This is a genomic window from Microvirga sp. P4_A5 (assembly GCF_056402495.1).
In genome coordinates this window covers 59,247-78,762 of sequence record NZ_JBFUHH010000010.1, presented here as the reverse complement: position 1 = coordinate 78,762, position 19,516 = coordinate 59,247, and the positions used below count along the sequence as shown (strand labels likewise).

21 protein-coding genes are annotated in these 19,516 nt (G+C 65.3%); 10 read left to right on the top strand and 11 right to left on the bottom strand.

Features of this window, described 5'->3' with window-relative positions:
- The 7 genes from AC1DVM_RS05615 to hydA form a co-directional block, all read right to left on the bottom strand.
- The coding region (locus tag AC1DVM_RS05615) for an ATP-binding cassette domain-containing protein (protein WP_477252732.1) at positions 1–249 on the bottom strand (249 nt) is incomplete at its 3' end.
- A gap of 14 nt (positions 250–263) precedes the next feature.
- Positions 264–1,712 (bottom strand): amidohydrolase family protein, encoded by a 1,449-nt coding sequence (locus tag AC1DVM_RS05610; protein WP_477252731.1) that lies wholly within the window; start codon positions 1,710–1,712, stop codon positions 264–266.
- Between the two features lie 9 nt (positions 1,713–1,721).
- The gene (locus tag AC1DVM_RS05605) at positions 1,722–3,170 is read right to left on the bottom strand and encodes an amidohydrolase family protein (RefSeq protein WP_477252729.1); all 1,449 of its coding nucleotides are present in this window, start codon (positions 3,168–3,170) and stop codon (positions 1,722–1,724) included.
- Positions 3,163–4,257, bottom strand: coding sequence for an amino acid ABC transporter permease (locus AC1DVM_RS05600; protein WP_477252728.1), 1,095 nt, complete (start codon positions 4,255–4,257; stop codon positions 3,163–3,165). The genes AC1DVM_RS05605 and AC1DVM_RS05600 overlap by 8 nt, the downstream gene beginning before the upstream one ends.
- A 4-nt stretch (positions 4,258–4,261) precedes the next feature.
- Positions 4,262–5,431, bottom strand: coding sequence for an amino acid ABC transporter permease (locus tag AC1DVM_RS05595; protein WP_477252726.1), 1,170 nt, complete (start codon positions 5,429–5,431; stop codon positions 4,262–4,264).
- 76 nt (positions 5,432–5,507) lie between these two features.
- Positions 5,508–6,539, bottom strand: coding sequence for an amino acid ABC transporter substrate-binding protein (locus tag AC1DVM_RS05590; RefSeq protein WP_477252725.1), 1,032 nt, complete (start codon positions 6,537–6,539; stop codon positions 5,508–5,510).
- A gap of 49 nt (positions 6,540–6,588) precedes the next feature.
- Positions 6,589–8,052, bottom strand: a complete 1,464-nt coding sequence (hydA, locus tag AC1DVM_RS05585; RefSeq protein WP_477252723.1) for a dihydropyrimidinase — start codon at positions 8,050–8,052, stop codon at positions 6,589–6,591.
- A 148-nt stretch (positions 8,053–8,200) separates the two neighbouring features.
- Between hydA and AC1DVM_RS05580 the strand changes: the two genes are divergently transcribed.
- The 4 genes from AC1DVM_RS05580 to AC1DVM_RS05565 all read left to right on the top strand — a co-directional run bounded on the left by AC1DVM_RS05580 (position 8,201) and on the right by AC1DVM_RS05565 (position 12,105).
- Positions 8,201–8,851: a GntR family transcriptional regulator gene (locus AC1DVM_RS05580; protein ID WP_477252722.1), complete on the top strand. Its 651-nt coding sequence runs from the start codon at positions 8,201–8,203 to the stop codon at positions 8,849–8,851.
- 111 nt (positions 8,852–8,962) lie between these two features.
- The gene (locus tag AC1DVM_RS05575; RefSeq protein WP_477252736.1) at positions 8,963–9,628 is read left to right on the top strand and encodes an HAD-IA family hydrolase; all 666 of its coding nucleotides are present in this window, start codon (positions 8,963–8,965) and stop codon (positions 9,626–9,628) included.
- An 84-nt stretch (positions 9,629–9,712) separates the two neighbouring features.
- Positions 9,713–10,489, top strand: coding sequence for an ATP12 family chaperone protein (locus AC1DVM_RS05570; protein WP_477252720.1), 777 nt, complete (start codon positions 9,713–9,715; stop codon positions 10,487–10,489).
- 83 nt (positions 10,490–10,572) lie between these two features.
- Positions 10,573–12,105 (top strand): acyl-CoA carboxylase subunit beta, encoded by a 1,533-nt coding sequence (locus tag AC1DVM_RS05565; RefSeq protein WP_477252718.1) that lies wholly within the window; start codon positions 10,573–10,575, stop codon positions 12,103–12,105.
- A gap of 10 nt (positions 12,106–12,115) precedes the next feature.
- Here the strand turns inward: AC1DVM_RS05565 and AC1DVM_RS05560 are convergent, their stop codons facing one another.
- Entirely contained in the window at positions 12,116–12,733 is a 618-nt protein-coding gene (locus AC1DVM_RS05560) for an alpha/beta hydrolase (protein ID WP_477252716.1), read from the bottom strand.
- A gap of 316 nt (positions 12,734–13,049) precedes the next feature.
- Between AC1DVM_RS05560 and AC1DVM_RS05555 the strand changes: the two genes are divergently transcribed.
- The 4 genes from AC1DVM_RS05555 (at position 13,050) to AC1DVM_RS05540 (ending at position 16,440) form a co-directional block, all read left to right on the top strand.
- Positions 13,050–13,463: a hypothetical protein gene (locus AC1DVM_RS05555; protein ID WP_477252714.1), complete on the top strand. Its 414-nt coding sequence runs from the start codon at positions 13,050–13,052 to the stop codon at positions 13,461–13,463.
- A 113-nt stretch (positions 13,464–13,576) separates the two neighbouring features.
- The gene (gene accC, locus AC1DVM_RS05550) at positions 13,577–15,577 is read left to right on the top strand and encodes an acetyl-CoA carboxylase biotin carboxylase subunit (protein ID WP_477252712.1); all 2,001 of its coding nucleotides are present in this window, start codon (positions 13,577–13,579) and stop codon (positions 15,575–15,577) included.
- Between the two features lie 3 nt (positions 15,578–15,580).
- Positions 15,581–16,081, top strand: a complete 501-nt coding sequence (locus AC1DVM_RS05545) for a gamma-glutamylcyclotransferase family protein (protein WP_477252710.1) — start codon at positions 15,581–15,583, stop codon at positions 16,079–16,081.
- Between the two features lie 74 nt (positions 16,082–16,155).
- The gene (locus AC1DVM_RS05540) at positions 16,156–16,440 is read left to right on the top strand and encodes an acylphosphatase (protein ID WP_477252708.1); all 285 of its coding nucleotides are present in this window, start codon (positions 16,156–16,158) and stop codon (positions 16,438–16,440) included.
- On the opposite strand, the gene AC1DVM_RS05535 is transcribed toward AC1DVM_RS05540, so the two are convergent.
- Positions 16,437–16,838: a rhodanese-like domain-containing protein gene (locus AC1DVM_RS05535; protein WP_477252706.1), complete on the bottom strand. Its 402-nt coding sequence runs from the start codon at positions 16,836–16,838 to the stop codon at positions 16,437–16,439. The genes AC1DVM_RS05540 and AC1DVM_RS05535 overlap by 4 nt on opposite strands.
- A 70-nt stretch (positions 16,839–16,908) precedes the next feature.
- Here AC1DVM_RS05535 and AC1DVM_RS05530 point away from each other — a divergent pair, with 70 nt between their 5' ends.
- Positions 16,909–17,613 (top strand): DUF599 domain-containing protein, encoded by a 705-nt coding sequence (locus tag AC1DVM_RS05530; RefSeq protein ID WP_477252704.1) that lies wholly within the window; start codon positions 16,909–16,911, stop codon positions 17,611–17,613.
- Complete coding sequence (locus tag AC1DVM_RS05525; protein ID WP_477252702.1) at positions 17,591–17,857, top strand: DUF3253 domain-containing protein; 267 nt, start codon at positions 17,591–17,593, stop codon at positions 17,855–17,857. The genes AC1DVM_RS05530 and AC1DVM_RS05525 overlap by 23 nt, the downstream gene beginning before the upstream one ends.
- 47 nt (positions 17,858–17,904) lie before the next feature.
- Here AC1DVM_RS05525 and AC1DVM_RS05520 read toward each other — a convergent pair whose 3' ends face one another.
- Together AC1DVM_RS05520 and AC1DVM_RS05515 are read right to left on the bottom strand one after the other, a co-directional pair.
- Entirely contained in the window at positions 17,905–18,702 is a 798-nt protein-coding gene (locus AC1DVM_RS05520) for a YdcF family protein (protein WP_477252700.1), read from the bottom strand.
- Between the two features lie 36 nt (positions 18,703–18,738).
- Positions 18,739–19,443: a ribonuclease activity regulator RraA gene (locus tag AC1DVM_RS05515; protein ID WP_477252698.1), complete on the bottom strand. Its 705-nt coding sequence runs from the start codon at positions 19,441–19,443 to the stop codon at positions 18,739–18,741.
- Positions 19,444–19,516: the final 73 nt, after the last annotated feature.

Here is a 19,516-nt window from a genome sequence, read left to right as displayed (position 1 = left end):
GGTCAGCTCGGTGCCGTCGACGATGATGTTGCCCTTCTGGTGCTCCTCCAGCCGGTTGATGCAGCGGATCATCGTCGATTTGCCGGAGCCGGAGGGGCCGCAGACCACGATGCGCTCGCCGCGCTGGACCGTCAGGTTGATGTCCCGCAGCACATGGAACTCGCCGTACCATTTGTGCACGTCCACCAGCTGGATCGCCGGCTGCGCCGTCGGATCGATGGCGGCGCGCCTCGCCAGAGCGTTTGTCATATCGGCGGTCTCCATCAGGCGCGGATCGGGAAGACGCGCGGGGTCAGTTCTTCGAGCCGGCGGCCGGCCCAATCGCGGGCGGGAGCGGCTGCGATCGCCTCGGCCTGGCCTTGGCGCAGCATCTCGATATCGTCCGCGATATCGAAATCGAGCACCTGTCCGTCACGCACCACGCGGCGGCCGTCCACATAGACGTCCTTGATGGCCCGGTCGTTCGCCGAATAGACGAGGCTTCGGATCGGCTCGTAATCCGGCTGCATGTAGGGGTTCGACATATCCACGACGGAGAAATCCGCCTTGCAGCCCGGCGCCAGGCGCCCGAGATCGGGTCGCCTGATCATGTCGGCGCCAATGGCGGTCGCCGCCATGAAGGCGTCGGTCGTGGAGGAAGCGGTAAAGCTGCCGGCGACGATCCGGCCCGCATAGCAGGCCATGCGCAACTCATCGAGCATGTTGTGCGGGAATGAATCCGTGCCGATGCCGCACCGGATTCCGGCCTTCATGTAGCGGCTCAGCGTGTTGAGCGCGATGCCGCGCCGCGCGAACACCACCGGACAATGGGCCACCATCGCGCCGCTGTCGCGCAGCCGCTCGAAATCGTTCGCCTGCGGGAGGTGAATCCACGGATGGTCGTTGAGAAAGATGCAATGGCCGATGATGGTGTCAGGCCCGAGAGCGCCGATCTTCTCCAGCCATTCGATGGGGGTGCAGCCGGTGCGCCGGATGATTTCCTGGAACTCAACGATGCTCTGCGCCGCGTGGATCTGGATCGGCTGGTTGCGCTCCCGCGCGGCGTCAAGTGCGTCGCGGATCTGACCCTCGCTGCAGGTATCGATCTGCGAGGGCCCGATGAAGCCCGTGATGCGGCCGCTCGGATGTTTCGAGGCCTCGTCCGCGATGGCGATGGCCTCGCGCAGAAGTCGGTCGCCGCGCTCGACATCGAGATCGTACTGAACCGAATGCCCGTCCGTGGTCTTCCACGGCCCCGAGCGGAACATGCCCCACAGAACGGCGCGAATGCCGGTCTCGGCGTAGTCGTCCGCCCATGAGTCCCGCGGCGTGCCAAGGTCGCAGATGGTGGTGACGCCGCTTTTCAGCAGTTCGGACACCGCCACGCGCAGGGACGGACGGCTGTATTGCGGGCCGATCTGGAAGACCGGCATGAACTCGTAGAGCGAGGATTGTCCGAGGCGCGGACTTCCGAGTTCCTCGAGCATGCCCTTCCAGCCCGGCTCGTGGCCCGGATGCGAATGCACGTCGACGAAGCCCGGCATCAGCATCATGCGCGAGGCATCGATCTCCTCGTCCGCGTGGCCCGCAAAGCCCGGACCCACATGCAGGATCTCGCTGCCGCGAACCGCGAAATCCGCGCCGCGCAGATAGACGTGCGATTTCGCGGCCTCGTCCCACGCCACGAGCCAGTCGCAATTGCGAAACAGAGTCGTCTTGTTGTTGTCGGTCATCGGAATTCCTTAGAGGCGGGTCGCGAGCGGCAGGGAGCGTCGGGCCAGGGTGGCGAATGAGCGGCCTTGCGGGTCGGCCTTCTCGGCGATGCGGCAGGCCCTCTTCTGGGCGTCCTGCAATTCGCGCACCGCGCCGTCATAGTCGAGATGGGCGACGCGGCGATCCCGCACCACGGCGTCGCCGTCGACGAAGACGTCGCGCACGGCCCGCTCGGCCGCGCAATGGAGCAGATTGCGCAACGGGTCGTAGACCGGCTGCATCGCCGGCTGGTCGAGATCGACCAGCACGAGGTCGGCTTTCGCGCCCACCTGCAGGCGTCCGATATCCTCGCGGCCGAGCGCCTTCGCGCCGCCGGTCGTGGCGGCGGTAAACACGCCCGCGGTATCGAGATCAAACACGCTGCGGCCCGACACGCGCGAGCAGATCAGCGCCTCGCGCATCTCCTCCAGCATGTTGAACGGATAGCTGTCCGTGCCGATGCCGACATTCACCCCCGCCCGGCGATAGCCGCCGAGACTCTCGAGCGTCATGCCGCTGCGCGCGAAGGTGACGGGGCAATGGGCGACCGATGTGCCGCTTTCAGAGAGGCGCGCGAGATCGTCGCGGGTGCGATGCCGGGTCCACGAATGGTGATCGAGAAAGATGCAATGGCCAAGGATGAGATCGGGCCCGAGGACGCCGAGGCGCTCCAGCATGGCGGGAGCCGTTTCGCCCGAGCGGCGCAGCAATTCCTCGTGCTCGGCCATGGTCTGGGCCGCATGGATGGTGATCCGCACGCCGCGCTTGCGCGCCTCGGCCACCGCCTCCTGGATCAGGCTCTCGCTGCATGTCTCGATCTGCGACGGCGCGACCACGCCGTCGATGCGGCCGGAGGGGTGGGCGCGGGCCTCGTCGACGAAGGCGAGCGCCTGCGCATACCGCTCCCGTCCGAGCGCCTCGTTCCAGTCGAAATCGAGCCGGTGGCTGTCGACCACGCGCCACGCAGCCTCCCGGAAACCGGGCGCCAGATAGGCGCGAACGCCGCTCTCTACCGCCAGCGACAGCCATTTCGAGTGAGGGGATGCGATATCGAGAAGCGTCGTCACGCCGCTGCGCATCAGGTCGCCGAGCATGACGGTCTGGCAGGCGGCTTTCGCATCCGCGTCGGAATCGACGAGCGCCGAATATTCGTAGAGGGCATTGCCCCAGAGGGCCGCCGTGCCCGCATCCTCGAAGAGGCCCTTGGCGATGGGCTCGTCGCCCGAATGGCAATGCACGTCCACGAGACCTGGCATCACCATCAGCGATCGGCCTTCGATCTCGGTGTCGGCGGCGCCGTGATAACCCGGGCCGACATGGAGAATGCCGGCTTTCGAGAAGGCGACGTCCACATCCCGCGCGTAAACGTGCTGGCCCGCCGCCTTGTCCCAGGTCACCGCCCAGGCGGCGTTGCGAATTACCGTAATCGTGTCAGTCATGGCCCATCCGGAAGTGACGTTCGAGGAAACGGCTGTAGGCGCCCATGATCGTGCTGAAGAACAGATAGACGGACGCTGCGAAGATGTAGCCTTCGAGCACCACGATGCCCTGCCATTGCGGATCCCGCATGGAGCTTCGGATGGTGTCGAGGAAGTCGAGGAGACCGACGATGACGACCAGGGTCGTGTCCTGGAAGAACCCGATGAACAGGGTCACCAGCGGCGGAATCATGATCTTGATCGCCTGCGGCAGAACGATGAGCCGCATCATCTGCCAGTAATGCAGACCCATGGCGGCGGAGGCCTCGTATTGGCCCTTCGGGATCGCCTGCAGGCCGCCGCGCACGATTTCCGCCACATAGGCGGCGGCGAACAGGATGATGGCGATCTGCGCGCGCAGCAACTTGTCGATGGTCACGCCGCTCGGCATGAACAACGGAAGCATCACCGACGCCATGAACAGGATGCTGATGAGCGGAACGCCCCGCACCAGCTCGATGAACGAGATCGCAACGACCCGGATCACCGGCAGTTTCGACGCCCGCGCGAGGGCGAGCGCGATGCCGAGAGGAAACGCGCCGGCCAAACCAATGAAGGACAGCATGAACGACAGGGGCAGGCCGCCCCATTGCGAGGTCGGCACGGAGGAGAGCCCCAGCACGCCGCCGCGCATCAGGATGAAGATCGCAATAAGCGCCACGCCCCAGGCGATCAGCAGTTTCCTTCCCCACAGCGCGGGGCTCATGGAGATTCCGCAGGCCGCGAAGAAGATCGTCAGCGCTGCGATGGGGCGCCATTGCTCGTCGAACGGATAGAACCCGAACACCATGAAGCGCAGTTTGTCGGCGAAGAACGGCCAGCACGCCCCGTCGGAGGCCTTGCAGGCGGCAGGGCCCCCGGTGAACACCGCGTCCACGAGCAGCCACTGGAAGGAGCGGTGCGCGAAGAGGGCGATCAGCGCGACGCAAACGATGGTGATGACGGCGTTCGCCGGTGTGCCGAAATACGGCGCCATCGCCTTGCGCAGCCCGACCGATTGGCGCGGACGCTGCATCCGGGGTGCGAGTTCTGCCTTGACGAGCTGCATCCCATTATCCTCGCAGGGCCACGCGGGCGTTGTACCAGTTCATGAAGGCCGAGATGGCGAGCGACAGGGACAGGTAGACGAGCATGAACAGCGCAATCGGCTCGATGGCCTGGCCGGTCTGGTTCATGGTGGTGTTGGACACCATGACGAGATCCGGATAGCCGATGGCGATTGCCAGCGAACTGTTCTTGAAAATGTTGAGATAGGTGCTCGTCATCGGCGGGATGATGACGCGTAGGGATTGCGGCAGGATCACGAGCCGAAGGGACAGGGACCGCCGCAGGCCAAGCGAGGAGGCTGCTTCCCATTGGCCCTTCTTGATGGCGGTGATGCCGCTGCGCACGATCTCGGCGACATTCGCCGACGCGCTCAAGGTCAGGCCCACCAGCAGAGCGACGAATTCGGGCATCAATTGCGCGCCACCCGCGATGCGGAAGCGGCCGATCTCGGGAAAATCGACCGAGAGGGTGGGGCGCAGCACGAGGGCGAGCACCAGGGCGGGGCCGAACAATGTGAGGACCACCAGCGGCCAGCGGCGGCGCTCGACCCCCGTCGCAACGCGCCTGGCGCGCAGGATCCGCGCGACCACGACCGCGCCGACCGCGCCCAGGACGAACGCGATCGCGATCCAGCTCAGTGCGTCCGACCATTTCACGTAAGGGATCATCAGCCCGCCGTTGCTGAGATAGAACGAGGGCAGGATCTGCAGCGCCTCGCGGACCGGCGGAAGCGACGAAACGATGACGGCGTAACAAAGAAAGAGCAGCAACAGGAGGGGGACGTTCCGCAGAATTTCCACATAGACCATCATCAGCCGCGAAAGCAGCGGATTGGACGACAGGCGGCCGATGCCCACCAGCGTGCCGATGATCGTGGCGAGCACGACCGCGAGGGCGGAGACCCGGATGGTGTTGAGGATGCCCACCAGCAGCGCGCGGGCGTAGGTGTCCGCCGGCTGATAGGTAATCGGCGACTGGCTGATGACGAAACCCGCCTCCCGCCACAGATAGGAGAACCCGGTCGCGATGTTCTGCCGCGCGAGGTTGGCCGACGCGTTATGGAAGAGGAAGACGGCGACCATCACGACCGCGAGGCCGCACACGACTTGATAGAAAATCGCGCGGGCCCGCAGGTCGTAGATGATACGCCACGGGGTTTCCGAGACGGCTGGCATTTGTTGTTACCGGATCTGGTGGGACGGTTCGTGCGGAGGCGGCGCGGTGTTCGCGCGCCGCCTCCTGCGGGTCAGATCAACGGAACGGCGGCGAATAGAGCAGGCCGCCCTTCGTCCAGAGCTGGTTCGGTCCGCGCGTGAGGCCCAGCGGCGTCTTTTCGCCGAGGCTGCGCTCGAACACTTCGCTGTAATTGCCGACGCTCTTGATGATGTTGTAGCTCCACTTGTTGTCGAGCCCGATCATCTTGCCGAAATCGCCGGTAACGCCCAGCATGCGCTGGATCTCGGGATCCTCGCTCTTCAGCTGCTGGTCGATATTCTCCTTGGTGATGCCTTTTTCCTCGGCAGCGAAGAGGGTGTAGACCGTCCAGTTGAGGATGTCGCGCCAGTTGGAATCGCCCTGGCGGACGACCGGGGCGAGGGGCTCCTTGGAGATCGTCTCGGGGAGCACCACGTAATCGGCCGGATTGTTCGCAACGGCGCGAATGGAGGCAAGGTCGGAGCGATCGCTGCTGGTCGCGTCGCAACGGCCGGTGAAGAACGCGTTGCGGTTCTCATCCGTGTTCTCGAACACGACGGATTCGAACTTCTTGTTGTTGGTCCGGAAGAAGTCGGACAGGTTCTGCAGGGTCGTGGTGCCCGGCAGGACGCAGATCGCGGCGCCGTCGAGGTCCTTCGCGCTCGTAAGGTTGAGCTTCTTGGGCACCATCAAGCCCTGCCCGTCGTAGAACACGGCCGGGCCGAAATCGAGACCGAGCGAGTTGTCGCGCGAGAAGGTCTGGGTGGTCTGGCGCGACAGGATGTCGATCTCGCCGGATTGCAGAACCTGGAAGCGGGTGTTGATGTTGGTGGCGAGGAAATCGACCTTGTCGCCGCTGCCGAAGATCGCCGCCGAGACAGCCCGGCAGATATCCACGTCGAAGCCCTGCATGACGCCTTTCGAATCGGGGAAGGCGAAGCCTGCCGACACCTGCGACACGCCGCAGATGAGTTTGCCGCGCTTCTTCACCGCGTCCAGGGTCGCTTGGGCGGATGCGGGTGCCGAGAATGTCGTGAGACAGGCTGCGGCAAGGCCTGCGAGCAGCACTTTGGTGGTCGTCCGTTTCATGGAATCCTCCTGACTTATCGCTTCTTGTGAGCGATCTGGTTGAGCGCGGTCAGCCGAGCTGTGCGCCGAAATTGCGGGTGGGGTCGAATTCCGGGCTTGGCGTTCCGGATGGCTGCATCGACCGTGAAGGGGGGCGGAGCTGGATCTGTCCCGATCCCGGCCGCGCGTGAATGACGCCGCCCGATACGATCACCGCGCCGCGGCGCAGAACCGTCTCCGGCCAGCCGCGGACCACGCGTCCCGCGAAGGGCGTATAGCCGGCATTGTCGTGCATGCCCTCGTCGGTGATCGTCACGTTCCGATCCGGGTCCCAGATGGCGATGTCGGCATCGGCGCCGACCGCGATGGCGCCCTTTTTCGGATGCAGCCCGTAGATCTGCGCCGGGGCGGTGGCCGTGAGGCGAACGAAACTCTCGATGCTCGAGCGGCCCTGGCTCACCATGGCGTCGAACATCAAGGGAAGCCTCGTCTCCAGCCCCGGCAAGCCGTTGGCGATCTGCTTGAACGTCGAATCCGGTCCGGCGGAGAGCTTGCCGGTCGCGTCATGGCGGTAGGGCGCGTGGTCGGATGAGACCATCTGCAGGTCGCCCAGTTCGAGCGCCCGCCAGAGCGCCTCCTGGTCCGCCTTGTCGCGCGGCGGCGGGCTGCACATCCATTTGGCGCCCTCGAGACCCGACCGGTCCATGTCCTGCGCGGTCATGAACAGGTATTGCGGGCAGGTCTCGGCGAAGACCTTGATGCCGTCGCCTCTTGCCCGGCGGATGATGGCGGCGCCTTCCGCGGTCGAGACATGGAAGAGCACGATGGGCTGGTCGAGCAGTTCCGAGAAGCGGATCAGCCGCTCGAAGGCCTCGGCCTCGCTCCCGCGCGGATGGCTGACGGCGTGATATTTCGGTGCCGTATAGCCGCGCGCGATGAGACGGTCGGCCATCCACTTGATCATGCCGTGGTTTTCGGCGTGGGCGCAGACCAGCGCGCCGTGCTGCCGGGCGACCGCCATCACGTCCAGCACCTGTTCGTCGAGCAGCCGCACATTGTCGTAGGTCATGAAGACCTTGATGGAGCGGTGGCCGAGTTCGATGAGCCGGGGGAGGTCCCGGTCGAGCGTTTCGCGGCCGGGGTCCGAGATCCACAGGTGGAAGGCGAAATCGGTCAGGGCGCCGCGCTCGGCGAGAGCCGTGTAATTGGCGACGACCGCGTCCAGGCTGTCCCCGCGATGCTGGGCGGCGAACGAAATGGTGGTGGTGGTGCCCCCGAAGGCGGCAGAGCGGGTGGCGGTCTCGAAGGTGTCGGCGTTCATGATGCCGCCGCCGGACAATTGCTCGATGTGGCAATGGGCATCGACCCCGCCCGGCAGGACGAGCTTGTCGGTGGCGTCGATCTCCTGCGCGACTCGCGGAAGATCGCGCCCGAGGGCGACTATTTCCTCGCCGCGGATGGCCACATCCATGGGGACAACGCCCTCGATGGAGCCGACGCGACCACCGCGAATCACGAGATCGTATACGCTCAAAAATGCCCCCAGAATCCCGATCCACGCCTTGATGATCTGACTGTATACAAATAGTATGGAAGTGAGCAATACTCATTTTGTATGCAATTTAACTCGGTTTCCCTCCGCACACCCGGCGCGCTAAGGGTTTTTCGCAACGGAGACGGGCATGGACAGTGACGCGCTGACATCGACACGGGGGCAGGTGGCCTACCGGCGTCTGCGCGAGCTGATTCTGGAGGGCACTTTCCCGCCCGGGACGCCCCTTCAGGAGAACATGCTCGCAGCCAAGATCGGCGTGTCGCGCACGCCCGTCCGCGAGGCGCTGGCGCAACTGATCAGCGAAGGACTGGTGTCCCGGGTCGCGGGGTTGACACCCGTGGTACGCGGTCTCTCGGCGGACGACCTGGTGGAGATCCTGCATCTTCGGCGATTGCTGGAGGTCGAGGCCGCGAGTCGGGCGGCGGCCTCCGGTCAGGGCGGCGATCTGGCTGCCATTCGCGAGCGCCTGCAGGCTTTTCTTGCCGGCGAGCAGCCGACCACCGAGGAGCATATCGCCCTCGACGACCGGCTCCACGCGACGATCGCGAGGCTGTCGGGCTCGAACCTCCTCGCGCAATTCGTGCAGGATCTGCGTCTCCGGACAAAAGTATTCGACAAGGGGCGGCTACCGGAACGCTTCGTCCCCGGCTGCCACGAGCACATCGCCATCATCGATGCGGTGCTCGCCGGTAACGCGGCCGCGGCCGAGACGGCGATGCGCACCCATCTGGACCATGTGCGGGAGAGCATCATGACCTACCTGAAGCGGTTGTTCTGAGACGCAACGGCCTTTGCGTCCGCGGCGGATTTCTTGCATATGCGTGCCGTGCCCGGCCGGGCACGCCCCCGTGACATTTTTCGCCGGACTTAGGACAGAGCTTTGAAACTCGTGATTTTCGACGTCGACGGCACGCTGGTCGACAGCCAGAACATCATCGTGGCCTCGCAACACGCCGCCTTCGCAGCGTTCGATCTCGAGCCGCCGAGCCGCGAATTGTCGCTCTCCATCGTGGGCCTGTCGCTCGCCGAGGCCTTCGTGGTCCTGGCAGGGCCCCATGCGCCGATCGACGGCCTCGTGGACGCCTACAAGGAGGCGTTCGGCGTACTGCGCACCGACCCCGCCTTGGCCGAGCCGCTCTTTCCCGGCGCGGAGGAATGCCTTGCCGGCCTGGAGCGCCGGGACGACGTGCTGCTGGGAATCGCCACCGGCAAGACGCGGCGTGGCGTCTCCCATCTCCTCGACCGGCACGAGTGGCACACCCGGTTCGCCACCATACAAACCGCCGACGGGGCGCCCTCGAAACCCCATCCGGCGATGATCCTGCAGGCGATGGCCGAGGTCGGGGTCGCGCCGCACGATACGCTGATGATCGGGGATTCCAGCTACGACATGGCGATGGCGCGGGCGGCGGGCGTCCTGCCCATCGGCGTCTCCTGGGGCTTCCAGCCCGTGGCGGCGCTCAACGAGGCCGGGGCAGGGCAGATCGTCGACAGCTACGCCGACCTTGCACCCGTCCTCGACGCTTTTCTGTCGCGGGCCACCAGGTCGCAATGAAATCGCTCAAATGAATGTGTTTTGACGCACGAAGCGCCCCATTCCGCTATCCCCATCGTCCGATCATGCTCTATCTGTCGCCCCATGAAAGACACCACCGACTGGTTTCCGCCGGCCTCCGAGCCGCAACCCATGCGCCCCGCCATGGCGGGCATGAAACCGAGCCTTCCGAAGCGGTTCTATAAAGAGGCCGGTCTCGCAGAGCGGGACGGAGTTTATATGCTCACCCTCGACGGCCGTCCCGCGAGGACGCCGAGCCGGCAGCGTCTCGCCGTCCCCACCCGGGCGCTGGGCGAAGCGCTCGCCGCCGAATGGCAGGCGCAGGGGGATGAGATCGACCCCTCGACCATGCCGATCACCCGCATCGTCAATTCCACGATCGACGGTGTTGCGCCCCGTCTCGCGGAAGTCGTGGACGATCTGGTGCGTTATGCAGGGTCGGATATGGTCTGCTACCGGGCGGCGGATCCCGAGCGCCTTGCCAAGGCTCAGGAGGAGGCCTGGCGGCCGGTGCTCGACTGGGCGAAGGAGACTCACGGCGCCGGCTTCGCACTGGCCGAAGGCGTCATGCATGTGGAGCAGCCGCAAGAGGCGGTGGCGGCGATCCGGCGTGCGGTCGAGCGCGTGAATTCGCCCTTTGCCATCGCGGCACTCCACGTGATGACCACGCTGTCGGGGTCGATCCTGCTGGCGCTGGCCCATGCTCAGGGACATCTCGATGCGGATACGGCCTGGAACGCCGCGCATGTGGACGAGATTTTCCAGGAGGGCCTGTGGGGCGAGGATTACGAGGCGATGGACCGGCGCCAGCGGCGCAAGGTGGATTTCGACGCGGCCTCGCAGGTCTTTCGTCTCGCCTGAGACCGACCCGCGGGTATTTCTCGGCAGGCTCCGGCTATGCTAAGCGAAAACGCAGTCCTTTTCGTCCGCCAGAGAATCTCCCCATGAAAGACATGCTCGATCAGCTCGAAGCCCGGCGCGCGCAGGCGAGGCTCGGGGGCGGCGAAAAACGCATCGCGGCGCAGCACGCCCGCGGCAAGCTGACCGCCCGCGAGCGCATCGAGCTTTTGCTCGACCACGGATCTTTCGAAGAGTTCGACATGTTCGTCGAGCACCGCTCGACCGATTTCGGCATGGAGAAGACGCGCATTCCCGGCGACGGCGTCGTCACCGGCTGGGGCACCGTCAACGGGCGAACGGTGTTCGTGTTCGCCAAGGACTTCACGGTTTTCGGCGGCTCGCTGTCCGAGGCCCATGCCAACAAGATCATGAAGATCCAGGACATGGCCTTGAAGATGCGCGCGCCCATCGTCGGCCTGTTCGATGCCGGTGGCGCCCGCATCCAGGAAGGCGTCGCGGCCCTCGGGGGTTACGGGGAAGTCTTCAAGCGCAATGTGATCGCCTCGGGGGTCATTCCACAGATCTCGGTCATCATGGGCCCTTGCGCCGGCGGCGACGTCTATTCCCCCGCCATGACCGATTTCATCTTCATGGTGCGCGACCGCTCCTACATGTTCGTCACCGGTCCGGAAGTCGTAAAGACCGTCACCAACGAGACCGTGACGTCAGAGGAACTCGGGGGCGCGAAGATCCACACGACGAAATCCTCTGTGGCGGACGGGGCCTACGACAACGATGTCGAGGCGCTGCTGCAGGTCCGGCGGCTGATCGACTTCCTGCCCTCGAACAACATCGACGGCGTTCCGGAACTCCCGAGCTTCGACGATCCCAACCGCGTCGACAACAGTCTCGATACGCTGATCCCCGACAATCCCAACAAGCCCTACGACATGAAGGAGCTGATCTCGAAGATCGTCGACGAGGGCGATTTCTTCGAGCTCCAGGAAGCCTTCGCCCGGAACATCATCACGGGCTTCTGCCGCATCGAAGGGCGCACGGTCGGGATCGTGGCGAACCAGCCGATGGTGCTGGCGGGCGTTCTCGATTCTGACGCGTCGCGGAAGGCTGCACGCTTCATCCGCTTCTGCGACGCCTTCAACATTCCAGTCGTGACCTTCGAGGACGTGCCGGGCTTCCTTCCCGGGACGGCGCAGGAATATGGCGGGCTGATAAAGCACGGGGCCAAGCTGCTCTTTGCCTATTCGGAGGCCACCGTGCCGCTCGTCACCGTGATCACCCGCAAGGCCTTCGGCGGCGCCTATGACGTGATGGCCTCCAAGCATGTGGGCGGAGACGTCAATTATGCGTGGCCGACGGCGCAGATCGCCGTCATGGGGGCGAAGGGCGCCGTCGAGATCATCTTTCGGCAGGATATCGGCGACGCCGACAAGATCGCGGAGCGCACCAAGGAATACGAGGATCGCTTCATGTCGCCCTTCGTCGCCGCCGAACGCGGCTATATCGACGAGGTGATCATGCCGCATTCCACGCGCCGCCGGATCGCCCGCGCGCTTGCCATGCTCCGCGCCAAGGAAGTCGAGCGGCCGTGGAAGAAGCACGACAACATTCCGTTGTAATTCCCGCGGCTTAGACGCCTCCGCTCGCAAGCCAGATTTGCGTCAGGCTGACGTCCTGCGGCGTCAGGCCGTGCCCCGCCGGCAGGGTCTCGGCCTCGACGTCGGCCCCCGCCTCGCGGAAGATGGTCGCGAGGCGCGCCGCATTGGCGGGCGGGATGATCGGATCGACCGCGCCCGAGAGAAGCAGGGTTCGCTTCCCGCGCAGATCGACCTCCGGCCTCTCGCTCAACGGCACCATGGCGCGCAACAATGCCCCGCCGGCAAGCGATTCCGGCCGCCGCAGCAGCATCGCGGCCGCGATGTTGGCGCCGTTCGAGAAACCAAGCGCGGTGAGTTCGCCGAGGCCATAGGCAGCCCGCGCCTCGGCGACGAAATCCGCAAGCTCGTCTGCGCGGAGCTTCACGTCCTCCTCGTCGAACACCCCTTCGCCAAGTCGGCGGAAGAAGCGTGGCATGCCGTTCTCCAAAACCTTCCCGCGCGGCGAGAGAAGGGCCGACCCGGGGGAGATCGCGCGACCGAGCGGCAGCAGATCGCTCTCGTCGCCGCCGGTCCCGTGCAGCAGCAGGAGAGCAGGAGGCCCCTCGGTTAACGCAGGCTCATAAATGTGGGTGAACGAGAGGGCGGGCATGGGCGCAAATCCTTCGGGTTTAACGTTCCGCACACCTTGCGGCGCGGCGGGGAGCCGGCAGCGCGGTTGCTTTTCTGCCAGATGAGCGCGGGGGCGGGAATATGAAGTCGCACAAGGGCTTGCGGGCAGAAATGCAAAGCTGGAGCGTGAGGGGGACCGACCCATAAAGAAATCCGCAACCAAAGAGACTCAGCAAAGCTTAACCTCAACGGCGATTCAGCATTCCGCGTTAATGGTTTCGGACCCTGCCCGTGGCACATTCGGCCTTACAAGACATGAGCGGGATCGCCGAGGGCGGACCGATGAGGGCGACAAGATGGTGCGGCAAAAGCTTCGGTACTTCGTCGGCAATGTGACGACCAAGAAATTCATATCCGCGTCGGACGTGAAGCTGCTGGAATGCCACGTCCTCGAAGGGGGCATCTTCAATCGCCATGAAGCCGAGGAGCTGCTCGCCCTCGACCGGTCGGTGGAGGCCCACGAGACCTGGGCGCCGCTTTATACGCGCCTCGTCGTCAACTTCGTCGTGCGCCGGACGTTGCCGTCGGGATCGGTCACGGCGGACGATGCCCTGTGGCTCACCTCCGCGCTCGACCTCGGCGGACCGACCGAGACGGCGATCAACATCGCGTATGCGGTCCTCGACGAGGCGGAGCACGTGGACATCGCCGTCCTGGATTTCATCATGCGGTGCCGTCGGCAGACGCGCCTCCAGAAACTCGCCGCCTAGCGGGGTCTGCTCAAGCTTTCCTGCTCCGCTCGGGGCGGTTGTGCTTCCCGAACGCGCGTATCTGAAGTAACGGAGAGGCACAATCTTCTCCGGCTAGTCGCGTCCGAGGGCCTATGTTCGACAAGATTCTGATTGCCAACCGTGGCGAGATCGCCTGCCGGATCATCAAGACCGCCAAGCGCATGGGCATCAAGACGGTCGCCGTCTATTCGGACGCGGACCGGGATGCCCTGCATGTGGAGATGGCCGACGAGGCTGTCCTGATCGGGCCGGCGCCCGCCGCCGAATCCTATCTGGTGATCGAGAAGATCATCGCGGCCTGCCGGCAGACGGGGGCCCAGGCCGTTCACCCCGGCTACGGCTTCCTCTCCGAGCGCGAGGCCTTCGCCAGGGCGCTGGAAGAGGCCGGAATCGTCTTCATCGGACCCAACCCCCACGCCATCGCGGCGATGGGCGACAAGATCGAATCCAAGAAGGCGGCGTCCGCCGCGAGGGTCTCCACCGTGCCGGGTTATCTCGGCGTCATCGACAATCCGGCCCATGCGGTGAAGATCGCCGATGAGATCGGCTACCCGGTGATGATCAAGGCCTCGGCCGGGGGCGGCGGCAAGGGCATGCGCATCGCCTTTTCGTCCGACGAGGTCGCCGAAGGATTTGCGCGCGCCAAATCGGAAGCCGCCTCGTCGTTCGGCGACGATCGGGTTTTCGTCGAGAAGTTCATCACCGATCCGCGCCACATCGAGATCCAGGTGCTCGGCGACAAGCACGGCAACGTCATCTATCTCGGCGAGCGCGAATGCTCGATCCAGCGCCGGAACCAGAAGGTGATCGAGGAAGCGCCGTCGCCGTTACTCGACGAGGCGACGCGGGCGAAGATGGGCGAACAGGCCGTCGCGCTGGCGAAGGCCGTCGGCTACGATTCGGCCGGCACGGTCGAGTTCGTCGCAGGGCAGGATCGCTCGTTCTATTTCCTCGAGATGAACACCCGCCTGCAGGTCGAGCATCCCGTTACCGAGATGATCACCGGCATCGACCTCGTCGAGGAGATGATCCGCGTCGCTGCCGGCGAGAAGCTGCGCCTCACCCAGGACGACGTGCGGCTCGACGGCTGGGCGGTGGAAAGCCGTATCTATGCCGAGGACCCGGTCCGCAATTTTCTTCCCTCGACCGGCCGCCTCGTCACCTACCGTCCGCCTCGCGAGGGGTCGGCAGGGGGTGTGACGGTGCGCAACGATACCGGCGTCTATGAAGGCGGCGAGATCTCGATCTATTACGACCCGATGATCGCCAAGCTGGTGACCCATGCGCCGACCCGCGCCGAGGCCATCGCCGCGCAGGCCGAGGCGCTGGATGCCTTCGCCATCGAGGGTATTCGCCACAACATCCCGTTCCTGTCGGCGCTGATGGATCATCCGCGCTGGAAGGAAGGGGCGCTTTCCACCGGCTTCATCGCCGAGGAATTCCCGCAAGGGTTCAAGACCGTGGCGCCGGCGGGCAACGTGGCACGGCGGATGATGGCGGTGGCGACCGCCATCGACCATCTCCACAACGAGCGCCGCCGCGCGATCTCGGGCCAGATGCGGGAGGCGTCGGCCGTGCGTTTCGAGCGCGACCGCGTGGTCATGCTCGGCCGCGCGCCGCACCCCGTCCGGGTGGAGGATCAGGATGACGAACTCGTCCTCGTCATCGACGGCGCGTCCCTGTCGGTCGTCTCCGACTGGCGGCCCGGYGAGCCGGTCTGGAGCGGAACGGTGGGCGGCGAGACCATCGCGGTTCAGGTGCGGCCGCTGCTGAACGGATTCCAGCTTTCCCACGCGGGCGCCGTCACAGAAGCGCGGGTCTACACCAAGCGCGAGGCGCAACTCGCGGCTCTCATGCCGGAGAAGCTGGAGGCGGATACCGGCAAGACGCTGCTTTGTCCCATGCCGGGGCTGGTCAAGGCCATCCTGGTGAAAGCCGGGCAGGAGGTGAAGGTCGGCGAACCGCTCTGCATGGTCGAGGCCATGAAGATGGAGAACGTGTTGCGCGCGGAGCGCGACGGCACCATCTCGAAGATCCATGCGCGCGAAGGCGACAGCCTCGCGGTCGATGCCGTCATCATGGAATTCGCCTGAGCCATGCCGCTCTATTTCGCCTACGGCTCCAACATGGATCGAAACGCCATGTCGGCGCGGTGTCCGGCCTCGAAACCCATCGGCGTCGGCCGCCTGATGCGACACCGCTTCATCATCTTCTCCGAAGGCTACGCGTCGGTCGCGCGTCACCCGGCCGGCACCGTCTGGGGGCTGCTCTGGGATCTCTCCCTGTCCGACATGCCGGCGCTCGATCGTTACGAGTGTCTTTCGACGGGCCTCTACGCGAAAGTCATCCAGCCCATCGTTACGCAGGCGGGGCCGCGACGCGCCATCGTGTATATGGGGCGCGATGCGGAGGCCGGAATTCCGAAGCCCGGCTATATGGAAGGCATCGTCGAGGCGGCGCAGAATCTCGGCCTGTCGTCATCCTATGTCGCCGAATTGAATGGCTGGAACCCGAGCGCTTCAGCCCATGCCGCGCCGAGGCCCGCGATCCGGCCGCTCTGGGCTCAACCATCGAGCACCCTGCGGCGGACGAGCTAGCAGCCCCGCGCCGAACCTTCGGCCGTAACGCCGCGTTGAACTGCCGTAAGCCATCGCGCCGATTGAGTTGACAGATGAGCCGAACCGAACACGTCATCATCCACGGCCGCGTTCAGGGCGTCGGCTTTCGCGCCTGGGCCCAGCACCAGGCGCAACTCCACGGCCTGAGCGGCTGGGTGCGCAACCGCCGYGACGGCGCTGTCGAGGCGGTGATGGCAGGACCGGACGACGCCATCGCGGCGATGCTGAAAGCCTTGGCGCAAGGACCTCAAGGCGCGCGGGTCAACGGGATCGAGCACCTGGACGATAACGGGCGGGTGATGGTGTCGGACGGGTTCGAGATTCTCGCCACCTTCTAGCTGCCGGAGCGCTCCACCGGCCCGCCGGCCTCCCGCCAGGCGGTGAATCCGCCCTCCACATGGGCGACGGGCCGCAGGCCCATATCCTGCGCGGTCGCGGCCGACAGGGCGGAGCGCCACCCGGCGGCGCAGAAGAAGACGAACCGCTTGTCCTCTGCAAAAATCGGCTTGTGATAAGGGCTCTCGGGGTCGATCCAGAATTCCAGCATACCGCGCGGGCAGTGGAACGCGCCGGGAATGCGGCCCTCGCGCTCCAATTCGCGGGGGTCCCTCAGATCCACCATGACGACGTCCTCGCTGCCATGAAGGGCGATGGCCTCGGCAGGCGGCAGGGTCTCGATGCGGGACGTCGCATCCTCGAGCATCGCCTTGTAGCCCCGCGTAATCGTCTGTGGCATCTGCCTATTCTCCGCTTCAAGCGCTTCAACAAACTGGTCATGATCGCGCTCATGTCAACGGAGGGCGCCGATGCTGGGTTTCACGTTCGTCGATCTCGCGGCGGTGGTCTTCTTCATCCTGGCGTGGTTCGGCTATCACGCGGCCGTCGAACTGACCCACGCCGGGGAAACGGGCCTCAACCGTCTCATGAACGAATACCGCTATCGCTGGATGGAGCAGATGGTGGACCGGGAAAACCGCATCGTCGACACCACCATCCTGTCCGCCCTGATGAACGGCACGGCGTTCTTTGCCTCCACGTCGCTGCTCGCCATCGGCGGTGTGCTGGCCCTGCTGCGTTCCTCCGACGCGGTGCTGCCAATCTTCGCGGGGCTTCCCTTCGGAGAGGGGACCACGGCGCTCATGTGGGAGCTGAAATCCATCGGGCTCGCGGTGATGTTCGTCTACGCGTTCTTCAAATTCGCGTGGTCCTATCGCCTGTTCAACTACATGGCGATCGTGGTGGGCGCCGTGCCGGTGCTGCGCCTGGACAATCGCGATGAAGCCTTGCGCGTCGCGCGCCGGGCGGCCGAGCTCAATTCCGTCGCTGGCACGCATTTCAACCGCGGCCAGCGCGCCTTCTTCTTCTCGCTCGCCTATCTCGGCTGGTTCGTGAGCCCGTATCTGTTCATAGCCGCGACCGCCGGAGTGCTCTATGTGATGTGGCGCCGCCAGTTCGTTTCGGGCGCACGCGCGGCACTGATGAGGAACGATGGCACACAGCGCGACCCCTGAAGAGATCGAGGCCAAGATGATCGAGCTGGTGACGGCCCGCGCCGGTCGCAACATCGATCCGACCGAGATTGCCCGCGCGCTCGGCGGCGACAAGCCCGAGGGCTGGGGTCCCCTGATGCAGCCGGTTCGGCAAGCCGCCATCCGCCTGATGAAGGACGGCCGCCTCACGATCCTGCGCAAGGGCCGGCCGGTGGACCCGGACGATTTCAAGGGAATCTACCGGCTGACCTTGCCCGAAACCTAGAGCCCGATTCATCTTCTTCGAATCAGATCACGTCGCCGCGTCATTCTTTAGGGCGCGGGCATAAGCGCGCTGGTCTGGCCCGCGACGTAATAGGCGATCAGGCCGACCCATTCCTTGGTCCCCACATCGAGACGCCGAAGGCCCTCGGACGCGAACGCGAAGACATCCTGCTCCCAGAGCGTTCCGCCGGTGCGGTAATCCACCGGATAGGCCACCACCGGGAATCCGGCCTTGCGGAAAACGCCGACGGAGCGGGGCATGTGCCAGGCCGAGGTCACGAGAAGCCACCGCTCACCGGGTTTGGGGTCCGCCAGCGCCCGCGACAGAACGGCGTTCTCGAACGTCGTGCGCGAGCGGTCCTCGACGGCGATGCGTTTGGGGTCGATGCCGATGGTCTTGAAATATTCGGCGATGATGGGGGCTTCGGCGGGCGCGTTCTGGAACAGCGAACCGCTTCCGCTGGAAATCAGGATGCGCGCTTCAGGGTAGAGATGCGCGAGCGCGATGGTGCCGAGCACCCGTTCGGCCGCCTCGTTGGCGATGAGGGTGCTACGGGACGCGGACTTTGCCGCCTCGACCGAGCCGCCGAGCAGTATGATCCCCGCAACGGGCCTGCCATCGTCCTTGAAGGCCGGAAAGCGATCTTCAAGGGGCAGCAGGAGGTAGCTCGAGAGCGGCGACAGACCAACCGCGAGGGTGAACAGCCCGACGACCAGGGCAAGACCCGCGCCGAGGCGTCGAAACCGTCGCGTGAAGGCGAGGAGCGACCCGAGAACGATCAGGAGAATGAGCAGATTGGAGGGGGTGGCGAAGAACCAGAGTATTTTCGACGCGTAATAGAACATGCGCTCGCCGCCACCCCTTGCCGATTCAGAACCGGATCAAGATGTGGCGGTTTCCGCCTCATAGCGCAACTTCGTTTCGGCGTTCGGCGGATAAAGGCCGGGGAGGGGGACGCCCTTCTCGATTTCGCGCATGATCCAGAGTTCGAGCCGTTCCTGCTCGACGGCGGCCATGGCCACGTCTTCCACCATGGCGGCGGGAATCACCACGACGCCGTCCCCGTCGGCCACGATCACGTCATCGGGGAACACCGCGACGCCGCCGCATCCGATCGGCTCCTGCCATCCCACGAAAGTGAGCCCCGCGACCGAAGGCGGCGCTGCGACGCCCGCGCACCAGACCGGCAACTCGGTGCCCTCGACCCCGGCCGCGTCCCGCACGACGCCATCCGTCACGAGCGCGGTGACGCCGCGCTTCATCATCCGGGCCGTGAGGATGTCGCCGAAGATGCCCGCATCCGTCACGCCCATGGAGTCGACCACCGCGATGCAGCCTTCCGGCATATCCTCGATGGCAGCGCGCGTGGAGCGCGGCGAGGACCACGATTCCGGCGTCGCCAGATCCTCGCGGGCAGGGACGAAGCGCATCGTGAATGCGCGGCCGACCAGACGCTCCGGCGCGTTGAACATGGGAACCGGTCCCTGCATCCAGCAGCGCCGGATGCCCTTCTTCAGAAGCACCGTGGTGAGCGTGGCGGTGGAGGTGGCGCGCAGGGCGTCGGCGATGGCTTTGTCGAGGGTCATGGAACAGTTTCCGATGCGGGAGGTGTCGAGCCTAAGCCAATGGTCATTAGCCGCCGCCGGCGCGGCTGTCATC